At 73.7% G+C, this 18821-nt stretch carries 17 protein-coding genes; 13 read left to right on the forward strand and 4 right to left on the reverse strand.

The genetic code is table 11. The annotated features are described in order from the left end of the window. The first annotated feature begins 50 nt into the window (after positions 1–50). Entirely contained in the window at positions 51–1079 is a 1029-nt protein-coding gene (locus tag ABZT14_RS09040; RefSeq protein WP_356299316.1) for an NlpC/P60 family protein, read from the forward strand. Positions 1080–1285: 206 nt separating this feature from the next. Beyond that, positions 1286–2467 carry a hypothetical protein gene (locus ABZT14_RS09045; protein WP_356298863.1) on the forward strand — a complete coding sequence of 394 codons (1182 nt, stop codon included), beginning with the start codon at positions 1286–1288 and terminating at the stop codon, positions 2465–2467. Here the strand turns inward: ABZT14_RS09045 and ABZT14_RS09050 are convergent. Next, positions 2443–3762 carry a glycosyltransferase family 87 protein gene (locus tag ABZT14_RS09050; RefSeq protein WP_356298865.1) on the reverse strand — a complete coding sequence of 440 codons (1320 nt, stop codon included), beginning with the start codon at positions 3760–3762 and terminating at the stop codon, positions 2443–2445. The genes ABZT14_RS09045 and ABZT14_RS09050 overlap by 25 nt on opposite strands. A 64-nt stretch (positions 3763–3826) precedes the next feature. Between ABZT14_RS09050 and ABZT14_RS09055 the strand changes: the two genes are divergently transcribed. Then, complete coding sequence (locus ABZT14_RS09055; RefSeq protein ID WP_356298867.1) at positions 3827–4969, forward strand: glycosyltransferase family 4 protein; 1143 nt, start codon at positions 3827–3829, stop codon at positions 4967–4969. A gap of 44 nt (positions 4970–5013) precedes the next feature. Here ABZT14_RS09055 and ABZT14_RS09060 read toward each other — a convergent pair whose 3' ends face one another. Next, a complete protein-coding gene (locus ABZT14_RS09060) occupies positions 5014–6810 on the reverse strand; it encodes an AMP-dependent synthetase/ligase (RefSeq protein ID WP_356298869.1) in 1797 nt (598 codons plus the stop codon). A 367-nt stretch (positions 6811–7177) separates the two neighbouring features. On the opposite strand from ABZT14_RS09060, the gene ABZT14_RS09065 reads away from it, so the two are divergent. From ABZT14_RS09065 to ABZT14_RS09090, 6 genes are all read left to right on the forward strand, one after another. Then, on the forward strand, positions 7178–7945 hold the full coding sequence (locus ABZT14_RS09065) for a metallophosphoesterase (RefSeq protein ID WP_356298870.1): 768 nt from the start codon (positions 7178–7180) through the stop codon (positions 7943–7945). Between the two features lie 79 nt (positions 7946–8024). After that, positions 8025–8483 (forward strand): SRPBCC family protein, encoded by a 459-nt coding sequence (locus ABZT14_RS09070; RefSeq protein WP_356298872.1) that lies wholly within the window; start codon positions 8025–8027, stop codon positions 8481–8483. A gap of 105 nt (positions 8484–8588) precedes the next feature. After that, on the forward strand, positions 8589–9791 hold the full coding sequence (locus ABZT14_RS09075) for an ArsA-related P-loop ATPase (RefSeq protein WP_356299318.1): 1203 nt from the start codon (positions 8589–8591) through the stop codon (positions 9789–9791). A gap of 78 nt (positions 9792–9869) precedes the next feature. Continuing rightward, complete coding sequence (locus ABZT14_RS09080) at positions 9870–10523, forward strand: DUF5304 family protein (RefSeq protein WP_356298873.1); 654 nt, start codon at positions 9870–9872, stop codon at positions 10521–10523. Positions 10524–10856: 333 nt separating this feature from the next. Beyond that, positions 10857–11798, forward strand: coding sequence for an ROK family glucokinase (locus ABZT14_RS09085; RefSeq protein WP_356298875.1), 942 nt, complete (start codon positions 10857–10859; stop codon positions 11796–11798). Between the two features lie 91 nt (positions 11799–11889). Further along, positions 11890–12657 carry an endonuclease/exonuclease/phosphatase family protein gene (locus ABZT14_RS09090; protein WP_356298877.1) on the forward strand — a complete coding sequence of 256 codons (768 nt, stop codon included), beginning with the start codon at positions 11890–11892 and terminating at the stop codon, positions 12655–12657. Positions 12658–12820: 163 nt separating this feature from the next. Here the strand turns inward: ABZT14_RS09090 and ABZT14_RS09095 are convergent, their stop codons facing one another. Then, positions 12821–13729, reverse strand: coding sequence for a hypothetical protein (locus ABZT14_RS09095; RefSeq protein WP_356298879.1), 909 nt, complete (start codon positions 13727–13729; stop codon positions 12821–12823). Next, entirely contained in the window at positions 13716–14561 is an 846-nt protein-coding gene (locus ABZT14_RS09100) for an alpha/beta fold hydrolase (protein WP_356298881.1), read from the reverse strand. The genes ABZT14_RS09095 and ABZT14_RS09100 overlap by 14 nt, the downstream gene beginning before the upstream one ends. A 248-nt stretch (positions 14562–14809) precedes the next feature. On the opposite strand from ABZT14_RS09100, the gene ABZT14_RS09105 reads away from it, so the two are divergent. The 4 genes from ABZT14_RS09105 (at position 14810) to ABZT14_RS09120 (ending at position 18796) form a co-directional block, all read left to right on the forward strand. Beyond that, positions 14810–15658 (forward strand): lysophospholipid acyltransferase family protein, encoded by an 849-nt coding sequence (locus tag ABZT14_RS09105; RefSeq protein WP_356298883.1) that lies wholly within the window; start codon positions 14810–14812, stop codon positions 15656–15658. Positions 15659–15708: 50 nt separating this feature from the next. Next, positions 15709–16875 (forward strand): DUF5931 domain-containing protein, encoded by a 1167-nt coding sequence (locus tag ABZT14_RS09110; RefSeq protein WP_356299321.1) that lies wholly within the window; start codon positions 15709–15711, stop codon positions 16873–16875. A 73-nt stretch (positions 16876–16948) separates the two neighbouring features. Next, positions 16949–17620: a response regulator transcription factor gene (locus tag ABZT14_RS09115; protein ID WP_356299323.1), complete on the forward strand. Its 672-nt coding sequence runs from the start codon at positions 16949–16951 to the stop codon at positions 17618–17620. 147 nt (positions 17621–17767) lie between these two features. Continuing rightward, positions 17768–18796, forward strand: a complete 1029-nt coding sequence (locus ABZT14_RS09120; protein ID WP_356298885.1) for a 6-phosphofructokinase — start codon at positions 17768–17770, stop codon at positions 18794–18796. Positions 18797–18821: the final 25 nt, after the last annotated feature.

Below are 18821 nucleotides of genomic sequence, written 5' to 3' on the forward strand. Positions count from 1 at the left end.
CGGGGCAGCGGATGCCCGGCAGGCGGCTGAGGAAGAAGGAGATCGCCCCAGTGGCGTCCCACCGTCGTCCCAGGCAGCCAAGCCGCACCCGTGTGACCGCACTCACCGCGACCGCGGCTGCGGCCGTCGCCCTCACCTCTCAGGCCGCTCACGCGGACCCGAAGCCCTCCAAGAGCGAGGTGAAGGCCAAGGTCGACAAGCTCTACGAGGAGGCCGAGGCGGCCACCGAGAGCTACAACGGCGCCAAGGAGAAGCAGGGCAAGCTGACCAAGGAGGTCAGCAACCTCCAGGACACCGTCGCCCGTGGCCAGCAGGACCTCAACTCCCTGCGTAACGGCCTGGGTTCGATGGCGACCGCGCAGTACCGGGGCGGTGGCATCGACCCGTCCCTGCAGCTGTTCCTCTCCTCCGACCCGGACAACTACCTGGACAAGGCCTCCACCCTTGACCAGCTGAGCGCCAAGCAGGTCAAGGCGCTCAAGAAGATCCAGAACAAGCAGCGCACCCTGGCCCAGCAGCGGTCCCAGGCGTCCTCCAAGCTGAAGAACCTGGCGGAGACCCGCAAGGAACTGGGCGACAAGAAGAAGAGCATCCAGGCGAAGCTGTCCAAGGCGCAGCGCCTGCTCAACTCCCTGTCCGCCAAGGAGCGCGAGGCGATCCAGAAGAAGGAGGAGCGCGCCAACCGCGACTCCTCCGACCGCGTGGACCTCGGGGGCGACGCCTCCGCCTCGCAGCGGGCGGCTGCCGCGCTCGCCGCGGCCAAGAGCAAGATCGGTTCCCCCTACGTGTGGGGTGCCACCGGTCCCAGCTCCTTCGACTGCTCCGGGCTGACCTCGTGGGCCTTCAACCAGGCCGGGGTCTCCATCCCGCGTACCTCCCAGGCGCAGACCGGCGCCGGCACCCGGGTCGGACGGGACGCGCTGAAGCCCGGCGACCTGGTCTTCTTCTACGGCGACCTGCATCACGTCGGCTTCTACGCCGGCAACGGACAGATCCTGCACGCGCCGAAGCCCGGCGCCAGCGTGCGGTACGAGTCCATCAACAACATGCCCTTCCAGTTCGGCGCCCGCGTCGGCTGACCCCCGAGCACTCCACTGACGTCCGGGCGGCCTCCAGGCCGCCCGGACGTCTTTCGTGGGCCGGGCTGTGTTGTTCGGCGTCGTTCGGGTCGTTCGGTGCTTCTCAGCGCTTCTCGGTGCTTCCCCGCGCTTCCCGGCGCCCTACGGCGCCCCTCGGCGGGCCGCCGTAGGATCACCCAGATGGGCAGGCGAAGGGGCGGGGCGCGGTGAGCTGGCCGCGAGCGGTACGGATGGCACTGGTCACGGCGCTGCTGGCGGGGCTGTGCGTCGCCGGCTCCTCCCGGGTGGCCGCACCCCACCAGGCCGTGCAGGCCGCCCTGGACCGGCAGGCGGCGGCGGTGCTGCACGGTGACCGTTCCGCCTACCTGGCCGAGGTGGACCCCCGGGCGTCCGGGTACCGGGAGCGTCAGCGGCGGGTGGTCGACAACCTCCACCGGCTGCCCCTGGCCCGGTTCTCGTACCGGGTGCGCGCGGTGGACGCCGGCCGGGGCAGGGCCGAGGCACAGCTGCGGTACCGGCTGCGGGGTCCGGCCACGGCGACCGTCACCGCCGAGGAGCGGTACCGGGTGGTCAGGCGGGGCACCGACTGGTACCTGGCCGGCGAACTCCCCGACAGCGCGCGGCAGTTGTGGGACGAGGGCCGGCTGCGGGTGGTGTCCGGCCGGCACTCGGTGGTCCTGGGCAGCGACCGCCGCCTCTCCGAGCTGCGGTCCCTGGCCCGGGTGGCCGACCGCGCGGTGCCCGCCGTGTCCCGGGTGTGGCCGGAACGCTGGCGGGACCGGGTGGTGGTGGAGGTGCCCCGCTCGACCCGGCAGCTGGCTCGGATGCTGGGGCAGCCGGCCGGGGGCTACACGGGGATCGCCGCCGTCACCGCCGGGTCCACCGGGGCCGGCGAACGGCCCGGAGGGGACCGCGTACTGGTCAACCCCGAGGCGTTCCCCCTGCTCAGCCGGCGGGGCCAGCAACTGGTGATGACCCACGAGACCACCCATGTCGCCACCCGGGAACGTACCGGCCCCACCACGCCGATGTGGCTGTCGGAGGGCTTCGCGGACTGGGTCGGCTACCGGGGCACCGGAGTGGAACCCCGCCAGGCCGCGCCCGAACTGACCGAGGCCGTCCACGGGCGCACGGTGCCCGAACGCCTGCCCGGCGGCGCGGACTTCCGCTTCGGGGCCGACGCGAACCGGATGGCCCGGGCCTACGAGGGAAGCTGGCTGGCCTGCCGGATGGTGGCCCGCCAGTGGGGAGAGGCCCGGCTGGTCGAGCTGTACCAGCGGGTGGGCCGGGGCGAGAGCGCGGACCGTGCCCTGCGGCGGGTACTGGACGTGGACCAGGCGCGGTTCACCCAGCGCTGGCGGGACTACCTGCGCGAGGAACTGGGCTGAGGCGCCTGGTGGGAGGGCCCGCCGCCCGCGCGGTGCCGCCCCCGCCGCGCGGACCGCTGCCCGGGAGCCGTCCGGGCCGGTGGAGCCGTCGGGGCGGGTCGCCGGGGGGTCGGAGCCCGCCAGAGCCGTAGCCCGCCCCACACACAGGCGGCCACCAGCAGCCCGTTGCGCAGGCCGAGCAGGGTGACGCCCCAGCCGTCGCTGGCCACCACGTGGGCGAAGCCGAGGGGGAACTCCAGCAGGGTCAGCCCGCAGGCGGGCAACACCAGCAGGACCGGGCCCTGTTGGCGGCTGCCCCGACGGGTGAGGCAGACCGCGCCGACGCCCACCAGCCACAGCAGGTACTGGGGGCTGATGACCCGGCTGGTGGTGGTGAACAGCAGCACCGCCACGAAGGCCGCGTCGGCCCACAGGGTTCCGTCACCCAGGTCGGACAGCCAGCCGTTGCGGGTGGCCCGGAGCCGCCACAGCAGCAGCCAGCCGAAGGCGGCCAGGTTGAGGGCCAGGGCCAGGGTGCTGACCAGGGGCACGTGGGGGCCGAGGAACTCCATGGAGCCGTAGTGGAGTTCCACCCGCCCCTCCCAGCCGAACCAGCGCCACAGGTGGAAGACCATCGCCCCGAGCGACTCCACCTCGGTGCCCCGGTCCCGCTGGGCGAACAGGAAGTTCAGCGACCCGGGGGCGGCCAGCAGGCACAGCGCCAGCGTGCCCACGGCCGTACACAGCGTCCCGACCAGCAGCCGCCGGCCCCGCGAGTCCCGGGCGAGGCCGACCAGCAGCAGCGCCGGCCACACCTTGGTCATCGCGCCCAGCCCGCACAGCACCCCGGCGGTACGGGGATGGCGCACCGCCAGCAGCAGGGCGCCCACCACCAGGGCGGTGACCATCACGTCGTACCGGGCGTAGGCGGTGGGCCCCAGCAGGGGCAGTCCGGCGATCCACACCCACACCCCGGCCGGGGAGGCGCCCGGGCGGGCGGCGGCCCGCCACAGCAGGGCCAGCACACCCGCGTCGGTGGCGCAGGCCAGCAGGAAGAAGCCGGTGGGGTAGCTCCACGGCAGCAGGGTGGGCGCCAGCACCGGTAGCGCGGCCAGCGGGGGGTACTGCCAGGTCACGTCGTCGTGGGGGAAGGAGCCGTCGCCCAGCAGGTCCGCCCAGCCGGCGTAGATGACCCGGATGTCGGAGGTGACGTCGGGCCCGGAGAGGGTGAGGGCGCCGAAGACGCACAGCAGCAACACCGCCCGGGTGAGCAGCCAGACGGTCACCGCCGCCGCCCTCGGTCCGGTCCCTCGCATCCCGCCCCCTCCCGGTTCGCCGTGGGCGCAGCGTAGCCGCGCCGGTTGGGTACTGTTCGCCGCGATGGACAAGACGCTGATCGTCACCAACGACTTCCCTCCGCGTCCCGGAGGCATCCAGGCGTTCCTGCACAGCATGGCGCTGCGCCTGGACCCGGATCAGGTCGTGGTCTACGCCTCCACCTGGAAGGGCGGCCCGGCGGGGATCGCGGCCACCGCCCTGTTCGACCGTGAGCAGCCCTTCACCGTGGTGCGGGACCGTACCACCCTGCTGCTGCCCACCCCCGGGGTACGGCGCCGGGCCGTGGAACTGCTGCGCGAACACGGCTGCCGCTCGGTGTGGTTCGGAGCCGCAGCCCCCCTCGGCCTGCTGGCGCCCGCACTGCGCCGGGCCGGCGCCCGACGGCTGGTGGCCACCACCCACGGCCACGAGGCCGGCTGGGCCCAACTGCCGGCCGCCCGCGAGCTGTTGCGGCGCGTCGGCCGGGAGTGCGACACGGTCACCTACCTCGGCGAGTACACCCGTGCCCGTATCGCCCGGGCGCTGCGCCCCGAGGACGCCGCGCGCATGGTGCGGCTGACCCCGGGGGTGGACGAGACCACCTTCCACCCCGACTCGGGCGGGGCCGAACTGCGCGCCCGGCTGGGCCTGCGGGACCGCCCGGTGGTGGTGTGCGTCTCCCGGCTGGTGCCGCGCAAGGGCCAGGACACCCTGATCCGGGCGCTGCCCGCGGTGCTGCGCCAGCAGCCGGAGGCGGTGCTGCTGGTGGTCGGCGGAGGGCCCTACCGGCGGGAGTTGGAGCGGCTGGCCGCCCGCACGGGGGTCACCGACGCGGTGCGCTTCACCGGCGAGGTGCCCTGGGCGGCGCTGCCGGCCCACTACGGGGCCGGGGACGTGTTCGCCATGCCCTGCCGCACCCGCCGAGGGGGCCTGGACGTGGAGGGGCTGGGGATGGTCTACCTGGAGGCCTCGGCCACCGGGCTGCCGGTGGTGGCCGGGGACTCCGGCGGGGCGCCGGACGCGGTGCTGGAGGGGGAGACCGGCTGGGTGGTGCGGGGGGAGGACCCCTCGGCGGTGGCGGAGCGGATCACCGTGCTGCTCGGTGACGCGGAGCTGCGGCGGCGGATGGGTGAGCGGGGCCGGGAGTGGGTGCTCCAGCGGTGGCGTTGGGAGCGGGTGGCCCGACGGCTGGAGGAACTGCTCTGAGCCGGACGCCGGGCGGTGGGGCGCGCCCGGTCGTCGGGGGCGGTTCAGCGGTAGAGGGCCTCGATCTGTTCGGCGAAGTCCTTGGTCACCACGCCCCGTTTAAGCTTCAGTGAGGGGGTGATGTGCCCCGACTCCTCGGTGAACTGGGTGTCCAGTACGGCGAACTTACGCACCGACTCGGCACGGGAGACCGCCTTGTTGCCCTCGTCCACCGCCTGCTGGAGGCTGGCCAACAGGTCGGCGTCGGCGAGGAGTTCGGCTCTGCTGAGCCCCCGCTTGCCGTGGTCGCCGGCCCAGCGCGGCAGGAACTCGTCGTCCACGGTCAGCAGCGCGGCCACGAAGGGGCGGCCGTCGCCGACCACCATGCACTCGGCGACCAGGGGGTGGGCCCGCATCCGGTCCTCGATCACCGCCGGCGCCACGTTCTTGCCGCCGGCGGTCACCAGGATCTCCTTCTTGCGGCCGGTGATGCGCAGGTAGCCGTCCTCGTCGAGTTCGCCCAGGTCACCGGTGTGGAACCAGCCGTCCGCCATGGCCTCCTCGGTGGCCTGCTGGTTGTTCCAGTAGCCGGTGAACAGGTGCTCGCCGTACAGCAGCACCTCGCCGTCGTCGGCGATGCGGACCACCGAGCCGGGCAGCGGCTGCCCCACGGTGCCGATCTTGGGCCGGTCGTACGGGTTGAAGGCGGTGGCCGCGCAGGACTCGGTCAGCCCGTACCCCTCCAGCACCACCAGGCCGACGCCCCGGTAGAAGTGGCCCAGCCGCTCGCCGAGTGGGGCGCCGCCGGAGATGGCGTGGGTGACCCGGCCGCCCAGGACGGCCCGCAGCTTGCGGAACACCAGCCGGTCGAACAGCCGGTGGCGCCACCGCAGTCCGGCGGAGGGGCCCTCGGCGGAGTCCAGGGCGCGGCTGTAGGCGATGGCGCAGTCGGCGGCCCAGTCGAAGACGCGACCCCGGCCGTTGGACCGCGCCTGTGCCCGCGCGGAGTTGAAGACCTTCTCGAAGACCCGGGGCACCCCCAGCACCATGGTGGGCCGGAAGCTGGCCAGCTCGTCGGTGAGCGCCTTGACGTCGGACACGTGCCCCAGCCGGATCGGGGCCATCACGGCGGCCACCTGCACCAGTCGGCCCAGCACGTGGGCGACCGGAAGGAACAGCAGCACCGAGCCGTTCTCGTCGCCGAACATCGGCTTCAGTCTCTCGACCACGTTGCCGCACTCGGCGAAGAAGCTGCGGTGGGTCAGCACACAGCCCTTGGGCCGCCCGGTGGTGCCCGAGGTGTAGACGAGGGTGGCCGGGTCGTCGGCCCGGGCGGTGGAGGCCCGTCGGTTCACGGTGGCGTCGTCGATGTCCGCCCCGGCGGCGGCCAACTCCTTGACGGCGGCCGGCTGTCCGTCCAGGCACCACAGGTCGTTCAGCTCCGGCAGCCGGTCGCGGACCGACTCCACCGCCTCCCGGTGCGCCTCGGTCTCCACCACGGCGGCGACCGCCTGGGAGTCACCGAGGATCCAGGCGATCTGCTCGGGGGAGCTGGTCTCGTACACCGGAACGGTGACCGCCCCGGCGCTCCAGATGGCGAAGTCCAGCAGGGTCCACTCGTAGCGGGTGCGGGACATCAGGGCCACCCGGTCGCCGGCCCGCACACCGGAGGCGATCAGTCCCTTGGCGACCTCGTTGACCTCGGCGAGGAACTCGCCGGCGGTGACGTCCACCCAGGCGTCGTCCCGCTTGCGGGCGATCACCGTACGATGCGGGTCCTGCCGCGCGTTGCGTCGGATCAGGTCCGTGAGGTTGCCGTCGGCGGGGACCTCGTAAAGGGCCGGAAGGCTGAACTCGCGCAAGACTGCTCCTCGTCGACGCCGGCGGGTGCTGGGTGGGGCGGGCTCCCACGGCTCGATCCCGAAATCGCCGCTCTCGGTATGGCGGTGCGACGTTACCGAGTGGTAGAGCGGTCGAACAGGGGGACCGCCCAGATGTTCGGTGCGTCACAGGCCGCGATGGGTGGACACCTTCGAGCGTAGGCGAGGGACGTCTCGGCGCGCGCCCTCGTCCCGGGGACCTCCCCGCGTCTTACACGGCACTGCCACCTCCGTTTCCCGCCTCTCACCGGACGCGACGGGCCGGTCACGGGCGGCCCGTCGCGGGCCCGGGGCGTCCGGCGCCCGACGTCCCCTGTCACCGACGGTGGCCCCGACCTAGGGTGTCGCCATGCGAGTCCACGTGGTGAGCGACGTACACGGCAACCGGGACGACCTGGCCAGGGCCGGAGAGGGAGCCGACGCCCTGGTCTGCCTCGGCGACCTGGTGATGTTCCTGGACTACGCGGACCACTCGCGCGGCATCTTCCCCGAACTGTTCGGCGAGGACATGGCCGACCGCTACGTGCGGCTGCGCACCGAACGGCGCTTCACCGAGGCCCGGGAGCTGTCCCGGGGGCTGTGGGCCCGGGTCGACGGAGACCCCATGGTCCTCATCGAGCAGGCCGTACGCCGGCAGTACACCGAACTGTTCGCCGCCCTGCCCACCCCCACCTACGCCACCTACGGCAACGTTGACCTGCCCCGGCTGTGGCCGGAGTTCGCCCACGAGGGGGTCACGGTGCTGGACGGGCAGGTGGTCGAACTCGACGGCTGGCGCTTCGGGTTCGTCGGGGGCGGGCTGCCCACCCCGATGCGCACCCCCTACGAGGTGGACGAGGAGGTCTACGCCGCCCGGGTCGCCGCCCTCGGCCCGGTGGACGTGCTGTGCTCGCACATCCCGCCGGACATCCCCGACCTCTGCTACGACGTGGTGGCCCGCCGCTTCGAGCGGGGCAGCGAGGCCCTGTTGGAGGCGCTGCACCAGACCAGGCCCCGCTACCACCTGTTCGGACACGTCCACCAGCCGCTGGTGCCCCGGATGCGGGTCGGCGCCACCGAGTGCGTCAACGTCGGCCACTTCAAGGCCCGGGGTGAGCCGTGGGTGCTGGAGTGGTAGCGGCGGGATCCCGGGCCTCCGGCGCGCGGTAGCCTTCCGGGGCAAGCAGGGCGTACCGGGGAAGCGAGGAGCCACGTCGATGGCCGAACACACCAGCTCACAGATCACCATCGAGGCCAGCCCGGAACGGGTGATGGGGGTGATCTCCGACTTCGAGCGGTACCCGGAGTGGACCGGCGAGGTGAAGGAGGCCGAGGTCGTCGCCCGGGACGAGGCGGGCCAGGCCGAGAAGGTACGGCTGCTGCTGGACGCCGGGGCCATCAAGGACGACCACACCCTCGCCTACGAGTGGGTCAGCGCCCACGAGGTCCGCTGGAGCCTGGTCAACTCCCAGATGCTGCGCTCCCTCGACGGCGCCTACCTGCTGACGCCGCTGGACGGCGGCGCCCGTACCGAGGTGCGCTACCAGCTCACCGTGGACGTCAAGATCCCCATGCTCGGCATGATTAAGCGCAAGGCCGAGAAGGTCATCATCGACCGGGCGCTGGCCGGGTTGAAGAAGCGGGTGGAGTCCGGCGAGGCGGACAGCTCCGACTGACCCGTGCCCGTACCGCGTACCCCCGGCCCCGCCAACTCCGCCCAGCCGTCGGGGAGTTCACCGGCCCCCTCGGAGCCGGCCGAGCCGACGGGCCCCGGCACGGTCCTGGTCACCGGACTCGGCGGCGCCGGACGCACCACCGTGGCCGCCGCCACCGCGTGGGCGGAGGCCCGGGCGGGCGGGGGCCGACGCGTCCTGCTGCTGAGCCCCGCTCCCTGGACGCGGCTGGCCCCCCTGCTGGAGTTGGCGGACGCCCCGGCCACCTCCCCGCCACCGGCCCGGGCCCCCTGGAGCGCCGAACGGCCCTCCGCGCTGCCCGGACTGACCGTGGCTCGACTCGACCCGGCGGCGGGTGAACGCCGCCAGGTGGAGCGGCTGACCGAACCCGGGCACGCCCTGTGGGAGGTGCTGGGCACCGCACCGCTGGCCGAGGAGGAGGTCACCCCGCTCCCCGGGGCCCACACCCTCTACTGGCTGGGGGTGTTGGCGCACACCGCCACCCTGGCGGACACCACGGTGGTCCTCGACCTGCCGCCGCTGCCGGAGACCCTGCGCCTCCTCGCCCTTCCCGAACAGCTGCGCCGCTACCTCGCCCGACTGCTGCCCGCCGAGCGCCAGGCCGCCCGTGCTCTGCGCCCCCTGCTGGCCCAACTGGTCGGAGTGCCGATGCCGGCGCCCTGGCTGTACGAGACGGCCGCCCGCTGGGACGCCACGCTGGCCCACGCCCAGTCCACGGTGGAGGCACCCGCCACCCGGGTCCGCCTGGTCACCGAACCGGGACCGCACGTGGTCGAACCGCTGCGCTCGGCCCGGGCCGGGCTCGCCCTGCTCCAGTCGCGGTGCGACGCCCTGGTCGCCAACCGGGTGCTGCCCCCGCACGCCGGGGAAGAACCGTTGCGGTCCCTGCGGCGGCAACAGGACGCCGCCCTGGGGGAGTTGGAGCGGCTGGCCCCGACCGTACGGCTGCCGCAGCTGGGGCTCGCCCCCGGTACGGCGGAGGAGCTGGAGCCACTGGTGCGCGAGTTGGCCGGGGTGGCGGGCGAACGGCCGCCACGGCACCGGGTGGAGGACCGGCTCACCTCCGAGGGCCGGCTGGTCTGGCACATCCCCCTGCCCGGAGCGGTACGCGAGGAGGTCGACCTGGTGCGCCGGGGCGACGAACTGTTCCTCACCGTCGGCCCGGTCCGCCGGGCACTGCCCCTGCCCTCCGCGCTACGCCGCTGCACCGTGGTGGGCGCCGCCCTGACCGAGGGCGAGCTGCGGGTACGGTGCGAGCCCGACCCCGGACTGTGGCCCCGGGGCGACTGACCCGGGGGCCGGTGGGGGTCCGGGCTGACGGGCCCTCCGGTACGGTCGGGGGAAAGCGGAAAGCGTAGGGAGCCCGAGATGAGCGACGCCGCCGAGCGCCCCGACAGTGAGCCGACGGACCCGGACGCGTGGGCGACCGCCTGCGAGGAGGACCTGGCGGACCAGCGGGCCCGGCACCGTGAGCGGTACGGCCCGCCCCCGGTGGGCAGCGCGGCCGAGGAACTGCGGCGGCTGGCCGACGCGCTGAGCCGCAAGGTCAACGAGGTCGCCGGTCCCCTGGCCACCTCGGTCGGTGGCTACGCCGCCCAGAACCTCACCGAGCAGCTGGTCCAGCGGGCCCGGCAGGCCTTCGAACCGGTCGCCGAACGGCACCCCCAGGTGCTGGACCACCTGGCCGCCGCCGGGCAGGAGTTGCTGTCGGCGTACCGGGCCGTGGTGACCGAACACGAGCGGGACTGGACCACCGGCCGCACCTCCGGGGTGCCGAGGACCAGGGGCACCGAGGACGGAGGAGCCGGCGGGGCCGGCGAACCGTCCGCGAGCGGCGAACCGGCGGAGGACACCCCCGCCGCCGCGTCCCCGACCACCGACCGGGGCTCCACCAGCCCCCGTGACGGCTCGGACTCAGGTGACGGTGGTCCGCGGGGCGGCTCGGGGGACAGCTCTGGGCCTGGTGCGGGTGAGGGTCGGGAGGACGGGGGTCCGGCGAGCGAGCACATCGAGCTGGACTGACACCGGGGCCGTTTCGGCCGGTACATAGGGCCCCGCCGCCCCGGGTGAACCGTGGGCCCCGGCCAACCCACCGGTCACGGGGGTGACTTGGGGCCGCGCGTCGATCCGGGGCGGTCCGCCGCCCGTTCCGGCCTTCGCGGTGACCGAAGGGGCCCGGTTCCCGTGGCCTCGGCACCGGGCCGTGTCCAGCGACGATTCACGCAGGTGACGGTCCTCCCGGCGGCGTACCGCCCCTCCCGGGTGCCCGTTTCGCCACGTGGTCGGCGGCACGGGGCCTGGTGGCGCTCCGGTACCGTTAACCGCGGCGGGGATCGACTGACAACTGAGGGACACATGGGACTCACCATCGGTGTCGACATCGGCGGCACCAAGATCGCGGCTGGAGTGGTCGACGAGGAGGGCGCGGTCCTTGAGACCTGTACCGTCCCCACCCCGCCCACCGCCGAGGCGGTGGTGGACGCCATCGCCGAGGCGGTCCGCACGGTCAGCGCGGAGCACCAGGTCGAGGCGGTGGGCATCGGCGCCGCCGGCTACGTGGACGACAAGCGTGCCACCGTGCTCTTCGCCCCCAACATCGACTGGCGCCACGAGGCGCTCAAGGACAAGGTCGAACAGCGCGTCTCCCTCCCGGTCGTGGTGGAGAACGACGCCAACGCGGCGGCCTGGGGGGAGTACCGCTTCGGAGCGGGCGGCGGCCACGACGACGTCGTGTGCATCACCATCGGCACCGGCCTGGGCGGCGGCATCATCATCGGCGGCCGACTGCACCGGGGACGCTTCGGGGTGGCCGCCGAGTTCGGCCACATCCGCGTCGTACCGGACGGCCTGCTGTGCGGTTGCGGCAGCCAGGGCTGCTGGGAGCAGTACGCCTCCGGCCGTGCCCTGGTGCGCTACGCCCAGCAGCGCGCGGCGGCCACCCCCGAGTCGGCCGAGGTCCTGCTGGGGCTGGGCGACGGCACGCCCAGCGGCATCGAGGGGCGGCACGTCAGTCAGGCCGCCCGGGCCGGCGACCCGGTCGCCGTGGACGCCTTCCGGGAGCTGGCCCGCTGGGTGGGCGCCGGACTGGCCGACCTGGCCTCCCTGTTCGACCCCTCGGCGTTCATCATCGGCGGCGGGGTCTCCGACGAGGGCGACCTGGTGCTGCAACCCATCGTGAAGTCCTACCGCCGCTGGCTGGTCGGCGGCCGGTGGCGACCGCACGCCCAGGTGCTCGCCGCCAGGCTGGGCGGTCGCGCCGGTCTGGTGGGCGCCGCCGACCTGGCACGCCAGGGCTGAGCCCGTACGGGGGCCGGAACGTGACCTCACGTTCCGGCCCCTTCGCCGTTCCCGCGTCCCCGGACCGCCACCACTTCGAGGAGTCTCCCGCGTGCAGTTGCCCTCCTCCCGTACCGAGCCCGGCGGGGCCGCCGTGGTACGGCTGCTGAGCTACAACATCCGCTCGATGCGCGACGACCGGCACGCCCTGGCCCGGGTGGTCCGGGCCTGCGCCCCCGACGTGCTGTGCGTACAGGAGGCGCCCCGCTTCTTCCGCTGGCGCAAGCACGCCGCCTGGCTGGCCCGCTCCACTGATCTGGTCTACGTCACCGGGGGCGCCACCGCCTGCGGGCCGATGATCCTCACCTCCCTGCGCGCCACCGTGGAGGAGACCGAGGACCTGCTGCTGCCCCGTACCCCCGGACTGCACCAACGGGGGTTCGCCACCGCCCGGTTGAGGTTCGGCCCCTCCGCCCGGCTGTCCGTGCTCAGCTGCCACCTCAGCCTCGCCTCCGCCGAACGCCGCGCCCAGACCGGGCTGCTGCTGGACCGGGTACGGGACTGGGGCGGCCGGTACACCGTGGTCGCCGGTGACCTCAACGAGCGCCCCCACGGCCGGAGTTACCGCCGGCTGGCCCGGTCCCTCCAGGACGGCTGGACGGTGAGCCCCTGGGGCGGCGAGCACACCTCGACCCCGAGCGACCCCCACCAGCGCATCGACGCGGTACTGGCCACCGAGGCGGTCCAGGTGCTGGCCTGCGGGGTGCCCCGACCGGAGTCGGAACCCGGTGGGCTGCCCGGGCTGACGGACACCGACCTGCGGGCCGCCACCGACCACCTGCCGGTGCTGGCCGTACTGAGGGTGCCGGCCGGCCAGTAGCCGTACCCGCCCACGGGGTACGGGCACACTCCCGCCGGCCGGCGACCGGCTGGCCCGATGGCTTCGAGGCGGGTGCCGGTACGGCGTACGGCCGTGACTCGGGCCCCCGCGTCTCCGCCCGCCCTCGTGGTCCCCGAGCCACCGCGCCCGGGGTCGGTCGGCCCTACACCACCGCGCCCCGACCGGGGTCGTCGTCGTCCTCGTCGTCGTCCCCCATCCGGGCCACCAGGGTGCCGAAGCCACCGAGGAAACCGCCCAGCCCCAGGGTGACGATCCACCAGGTCATGGGTTGCTGGAGCAGGATGCAACCGAACAGCAGCAGCGGCCCGCCCAGCACCGCGATCCAGGCGAACCGGGTGGTGACGTCGGTCTGGGGCAGCGGGGGCGGTTCGGGCGGTACGAAGTGCCCCTCCTCCTCGTCCTCGCTCAGTTCCCTGGGCTTCCAGTCGCGGGGGCCGCCACCGGCCTTGTAGACCGTGAAGCTCCGGCTGGCCGTGCCCTCCGTGTCACCGGTGCCACTGGCGTCGCCCGCGTCGCCCGGGTCCTTCGCGGTGGTCCGGTCGGTCGCGTCGCTCTCCCCGCCGCTGTCGGAGTCCGCCTGACCGGCCCGGTCGCCTTCCGTGCCCTCGTCCGGGGAACCGGACGCGGGCTCGTCCTTCGTCGGGGTGCCCTTGCGGTCGGCCGTACCGGAGGCGTCGCGCACCGGGTCGGGCTGCCAGAAGCCCGGGGGGTCGGCGGGCTCCGGGCCGTAGCCGGCCACGATCGCGGCCCAGGCCGCCTCCTCGTCCTCGGGCAGGGTCGGCTCACGGCGCCGCGAGGTTCCGGTGTCCGTGCTCGCCTCACCACCGGTCACCGGAGCGGTCCCGGTGCCCTCGGGCCCGCCGGGCTCGTCGGGGGCCACCGGGCCGCCGCCCTCCTCCCGGTGCTCACCGGAGGGGCCGGCCTCGTCCGGGGCGGACTCCAGGGGCGGGTGCGGCGTGGCCTCGTCCCGCTCCTCGCTGGGGCGCCGTTCGTCCTGGGCGCGCGGGTCGGGCTCCTCGCCCTTGTTCGCGCCCGTCTCAGACTCCGTCACGTGCCGCCTTCCTCACCTCGCCGCTGTCGCCGACGTCGCTGCCCCCGATGCCGCTGTCGCCGTCGGTGCCGCCGATGTCGCCGCTGTCAGCGGTGAGACGTTCGACGAAGCCGACGCTGTCCGCGAAGATCGTCTCCGCGTCGTGGTCCAGGGTGGCCACGTGGAAGCTGTTCTCCAGGATGGTCTCGGTGACGTCCACCGAGGAGACCCGCTCCAGCACGATGCGGGAGTCCTCCGGGGGCACCACGTGGTCCATCCTGCTGTGCGCCAGCAGCAACGGCTGGGTGACCTGGGGGAGTTCGCCCCGCACCATCGGCAGGAACCGGGACAGGGAATGGGCCGCCCGGGTGGGCACCCGCGCGTAGCCGACCTCGGCCACGTGGCCCTTGGCGATGTCGCTGACGATGCCCGGGGCGGAGCGCACCAGGAACCGCCCCACCGGCAGCACCAGCCCCTCCAGCCGGGGGAAGGTCATGGCCGGGTTCACCAGCATCACGCCCCGTACCGCGTCGCCGTGCCGGGCCGCGAGCCGCAGAGCGAGGGCGCCGCCCATGGAGAGTCCGGCGACGAACACCGTGGAGCAGCGTTCCCGCAGCCGCCACAGTTCCCGGTCCACCATGGCGTACCAGTCCTGCCAGCCGGTCGGCTCCATGTCCTCCCAACGTGTCCCATGGCCGGGCAACAGCGGCAGGGAGACGGTCATTCCCCGGGCGACGAGGTACTCCGCCCAGGGCCTGAGGGACTGGGGGGAGCCGGTGAAGCCGTGACACAGCAGCACGCCGGTCGACGAGCCCTCGTGGTACAGCGGTTCAGCGTGCGGCAGCAGGTGCACCGAGGCTCCCTTCGGCGCTCGCCCGGCGAGCGTCCCGGTTCGGTGGTGGGGCGACGAGGTGTGGACGCCAGCCTAGTTCGTACCGCCGGTGGACGGCAGGGGCGACCGGCCTTCGTCCCCCGCCGAGTGGGGTGGCCCGGAAGGGGTTTCGGGTAACCAGGGGTAGCCCCGTGCGTCGTCCGGTGAGCGCGCGAGATAGGGTGCCCTGCGTTTCGTACTCGGGAGGTCCTCGGTTGTTCTACGGCGTCATGAAGCTGTCGATCGGCAGCACGCTGAAACTCGCCTTCCGGCCATGGGTCGAGGGGCTGGAGCACGTGCCGGCCGAGGGTGGGGCCATCCTGGCCAGCAACCACCTGTCGTTCTCCGACTCCTTCTTCCTGCCGGCGATGCTGGACCGCAAGGTGACCTTCATCGCCAAGGCCGAGTACTTCAACTCCCCTGGGGTGAAGGGCAAGTTGACGGCCGCCTTCTTCAAGGGCGTCGGCCAGCTGCCGGTGGACCGCTCCGGCGGCCGGGGCGCCGGGGACGCCGCCGTACGGGCCGGCATCAAGGTGGTCGAGAGCGGCGAGCTGTTCGGTATCTACCCCGAGGGCACCCGTTCCCCCGACGGCCGCCTCTACCGGGGCAAGCCCGGTGGGCTGGCCCGGGTGGCGCTGGCCACCGGGGCGCCGGTGCTGCCGGTCGCCATGATCGACACCGAACAGATCCAGCCCCCGGGCAAGGTGGTCCCCAAGCTGATGCGCCCGGGCATCCGCATCGGCGCCCCCCTGGACTTCAGCCGCTACCAGGGCATGGACCAGGACCGCTTCGTCCTGCGTTCGGTCACCGACGAGGTGATGTACGCGATCATGAAGCTGTCCGGCCAGGAGTACGTGGACATCTACGCCACCGAGGCCAAGCGCCAGATGGCCGAGGCCGAGAAGCGCGAGGCCGCCGAGCGCAAGGCCTGGGCCCGCGACCCCGGCCCCGCCGAGCCGACCTCCGACAAGGCCGAACCCACCTCCGTCGAACCCGCCTCCGACAAGGAGTCCCCGGCCGAGGAAAGTGACCGGGACGGAGGAGACACCCCCTCCGACGGTGGACGCGAGGTGGCATAGGTTCAGGGGTCATGCGCACCCCTGAGTCCCCGCCCCGCACCGCTCCCCGGATGTCCGTGGAGCAGCCGCTGTGGCGGGCGCTCACGGCCTACCGCGTCCTCTCCCTGGGCTACGCCCTGGTGCTGTTCGCCCTCGCCTTCCGCGAGTACGAGCACCCCCTGGGCGCGGCCGGCTACCTGGCGGTGCTGACCGTCTGGACCCTGGTCACCGTCGACCGGGTCACCTCCGCCGACCGCTGCACCCCCCGCTTCCTGGCCGGCGACATGACCCTGGCCGTCGGCGGCATCCTGCTGACCCGGCTGGTGGACACCGCCGAGCGGGTCGCCCAGGGGGTCAACACCCTGCCGTCCATCTGGACCGCCGGCGCCGTACTGGGGGTGGCCGTCAAGGGCGGCTGGCGCTGGAGCGCCGCCGCCTCGCTGACCGTGGGCGCGGCCCAGCTGCTGGAACGCGGCGAACCGTCCCGGGGCGCCATCCACAACGTCCTGCTGGTGTGCGTGGCCAGCATCGCCATCGGCTACGTGGTGGAGGTGGCCCGCGCCAGTGAGCGCACCCTGTCCGAGGCGCTGCGGCTGGAGGCGACCACCCGGGAGCGGGAGCGGCTGGCCCGGGACATCCACGACTCGGTGCTCCAGGTGCTGGCCATGGTGCAGCGCCGGGGCACCGCGCTGGGCGGCGAGGCCGCCGAGCTGGGCCGGATGGCCGGCGAGCAGGAGAAGGCGCTGCGCACCCTGGTCTCCAGCGGACTGGTGACCTCCACCCCCGAGGGGCCGCCGCCGGAGCCGACGGCCACCGAGGAGGGCGAGCTGGACCTGCGGGAGCTGCTGGCCCGCTACTCGTCGCCGGGCGTGACCCTGGTGGAGCCGGGCACCCCGGTGCTCCTGGAGGCGGGCGCGGCACGGGAGTTGACCGCCGCCGTGGGCGCCGCCCTGGACAACGTACGCCGGCACGCCACCGGCCCGGACGGCGAGCCCGCCCAGGCCTGGATCCTGTTGGAGGACGAGCCCGGGGCGGTACTGGTCACCGTGCGGGACGATGGACCCGGCATCCCCGAGGGGCGGTTGGCGGACGCGGAGGCCGAGGGACGGCTGGGAGCGGCCCAGTCCATCCGGGGCCGGCTGCGGGACCTGGGGGGCGAGGCGGAGTGGGTGTCCGTACCCGGGCAGGGCACGGAGGTCGAACTGAGGGCGCCCCGGAGCGGGAGCGCACGGGGTTGAGCGTTCCCCGGGGTTGCCGAGGGGGCGCCGCTGACGGGTGCGGCAAGTGAGCGGACGAGGGAAGGGCGGCCCGATGGGCGAGTCGGCGGTACGGGTGATGGTGGTCGACGACCACCCGATGTGGCGGGACGCGGTCTCCCGTGATCTGGCGGAGGCGGGCTTCGAGGTGGTGGCCACCGCCGGGGACGGCCCCCAGGCGGTGCGCCGGGCCAAGGCCACCGCGCCGGACGTACTGGTGCTGGACCTCAACCTGCCGGGGCTTCCCGGGGTGGAGGTCTGCCGTCAACTGGTCGGCCAGGGCGGCAGCTTGCGGGTCCTGGTGCTGTCCGCCTCGGGGGAGCACTCGGATGTGCTGGAGGCGGTGAAGTCGGGGGCGACCGGCTACCTGGTGAAGTCGGCCAGCACCGACGAACTGCTGGAGGCGGTGCGCCGTACCGCCCAGGGCGACCCGGTGTTCACCCCGGGCCTGGCCGGGCTGGTGCTCGGGGAGTACCGGCGGCTGGCCAGCGATCCGCCGCCGAGGAACCGGGACGAGCCGGCGGTACCGCACCTCACCGACCGGGAGACGGAGGTGCTGCGGCTGGTCGCCAAGGGGCTGTCGTACCGGCAGATCGCCGAACGGCTGGTGATCTCCCACCGCACGGTCCAGAACCACGTGCAGAACACCCTGGGCAAGCTGCAACTGCACAACCGGGTGGAGCTGGTGCGGTACGCCATCGAACGGGGACTGGACGACGAGGGCTGACCCCGCCGTTCACCCGTTTCTCCCCCGTAGCTCCCCGTGTCCGCCCGTTGCGGCCAAACCGTCCTGATGTGGCCTGGCTCACGGCTAACGTGAGGCGGGACAATCGGCGGCGGGGCGGACCAGGGGCGGGGAGAAGGGAGTTTCCCCATGCGCGTGGGAGTACTGACCGGCGGCGGTGACTGTCCGGGGCTGAACGCGGTGATGCGGGCCGTGGTCCGCAAGGGGGTCCAGGAGTACGGCGACGAGTTCGTGGGGTTCCGGGACGGCTGGCACGGCCCCCTGGAGTGCGACACCCAGCCCCTCGACATCCCCGCCGTACGCGGCACCCTGCCCCGGGGCGGCACCATCCTGGGCAGTTCCCGCACCAACCCGTACCGGGTGCGCGACGGGGCGCGGCGCATCGTGGAGAACCTCGCCAAGCTGGAGGTCGAGGCGCTGATCGCCATCGGCGGCGAGGACACCCTCGGGGTGGCCGCCCGGCTGGTCGAGGAACACGGGGTGCGCTGTGTCGGGGTGCCCAAGACCATCGACAACGACCTGTCGGCCACCGACTACACCTTCGGCTTCGACACGGCGGTGGGTGTCGCCACCGAGGCCATCGACCGGCTCCACACCACCGCCGAGTCCCACATGAGGGCGCTGGTGGTGGAGGTGATGGGCCGGCACACCGGCTGGATCGCCCTGCACTCCGGGCTGGCCGGCGGCGCCAACTGCATCCTCATCCCCGAGCAGCGTTTCGACGTCGACCAGGTCTGCGGCTGGGTGGAGTCCCGGTTCCGGGTGCGGTACGCGCCGATCGTGGTGGTCGCCGAGGGCGCCATGGCCCTGGAGGGCCAGATGGTGCTCAAGGACGACTCGGTGGACGACTTCGGCCACGTCCGGCTGTCCGGGGTGGGGGAGTGGCTGGCCGGCGAGATCGAGCGACGTACCGGCAAGGAGGCCCGCACCACCGTCCTCGGCCACATCCAGCGCGGCGGCACCCCCAGCGCCTTCGACCGCTGGCTGGCCACCCGGTTCGGGCTGCACGCCATCGACGCGGTACACGACGGCGCCTGGGGCCAGATGGTCGCCCTGCGCGGCACCGACGTGGTGCGGGTGCCCCTCGCCGACGCCATCGCCCGGGTCAAGACGGTGGACCCGGCCCTGTACGCCGAGGCGGGGGTCTTCTTCGGCTGAGCCCGCGCCCGGTGAACCCTGCCTG

It is taken from the genome of Streptomyces sp. NPDC005438 (assembly GCF_040606315.1).
Lineage (GTDB): Bacteria > Actinomycetota > Actinomycetes > Streptomycetales > Streptomycetaceae > Streptomyces.

Coding starts and splice junctions, on each gene's coding strand:
- ABZT14_RS09050 (WP_356298865.1), bottom strand. CDS start 3,762: ATGCGAGGGACCGGACCGAGGGCGGCGGCGGTGACCGTCTGGCTGCTC.
- ABZT14_RS09055 (WP_356298867.1), top strand. CDS start 3,827: ATGGACAAGACGCTGATCGTCACCAACGACTTCCCTCCGCGTCCCGGA.
- ABZT14_RS09065 (WP_356298870.1), top strand. CDS start 7,178: ATGCGAGTCCACGTGGTGAGCGACGTACACGGCAACCGGGACGACCTG.
- ABZT14_RS09070 (WP_356298872.1), top strand. CDS start 8,025: ATGGCCGAACACACCAGCTCACAGATCACCATCGAGGCCAGCCCGGAA.
- ABZT14_RS09080 (WP_356298873.1), top strand. CDS start 9,870: ATGAGCGACGCCGCCGAGCGCCCCGACAGTGAGCCGACGGACCCGGAC.
- ABZT14_RS09085 (WP_356298875.1), top strand. CDS start 10,857: ATGGGACTCACCATCGGTGTCGACATCGGCGGCACCAAGATCGCGGCT.
- ABZT14_RS09105 (WP_356298883.1), top strand. CDS start 14,810: ATGAAGCTGTCGATCGGCAGCACGCTGAAACTCGCCTTCCGGCCATGG.
- ABZT14_RS09110 (WP_356299321.1), top strand. CDS start 15,709: ATGTCCGTGGAGCAGCCGCTGTGGCGGGCGCTCACGGCCTACCGCGTC.
- ABZT14_RS09115 (WP_356299323.1), top strand. CDS start 16,949: ATGGGCGAGTCGGCGGTACGGGTGATGGTGGTCGACGACCACCCGATG.
- ABZT14_RS09120 (WP_356298885.1), top strand. CDS start 17,768: ATGCGCGTGGGAGTACTGACCGGCGGCGGTGACTGTCCGGGGCTGAAC.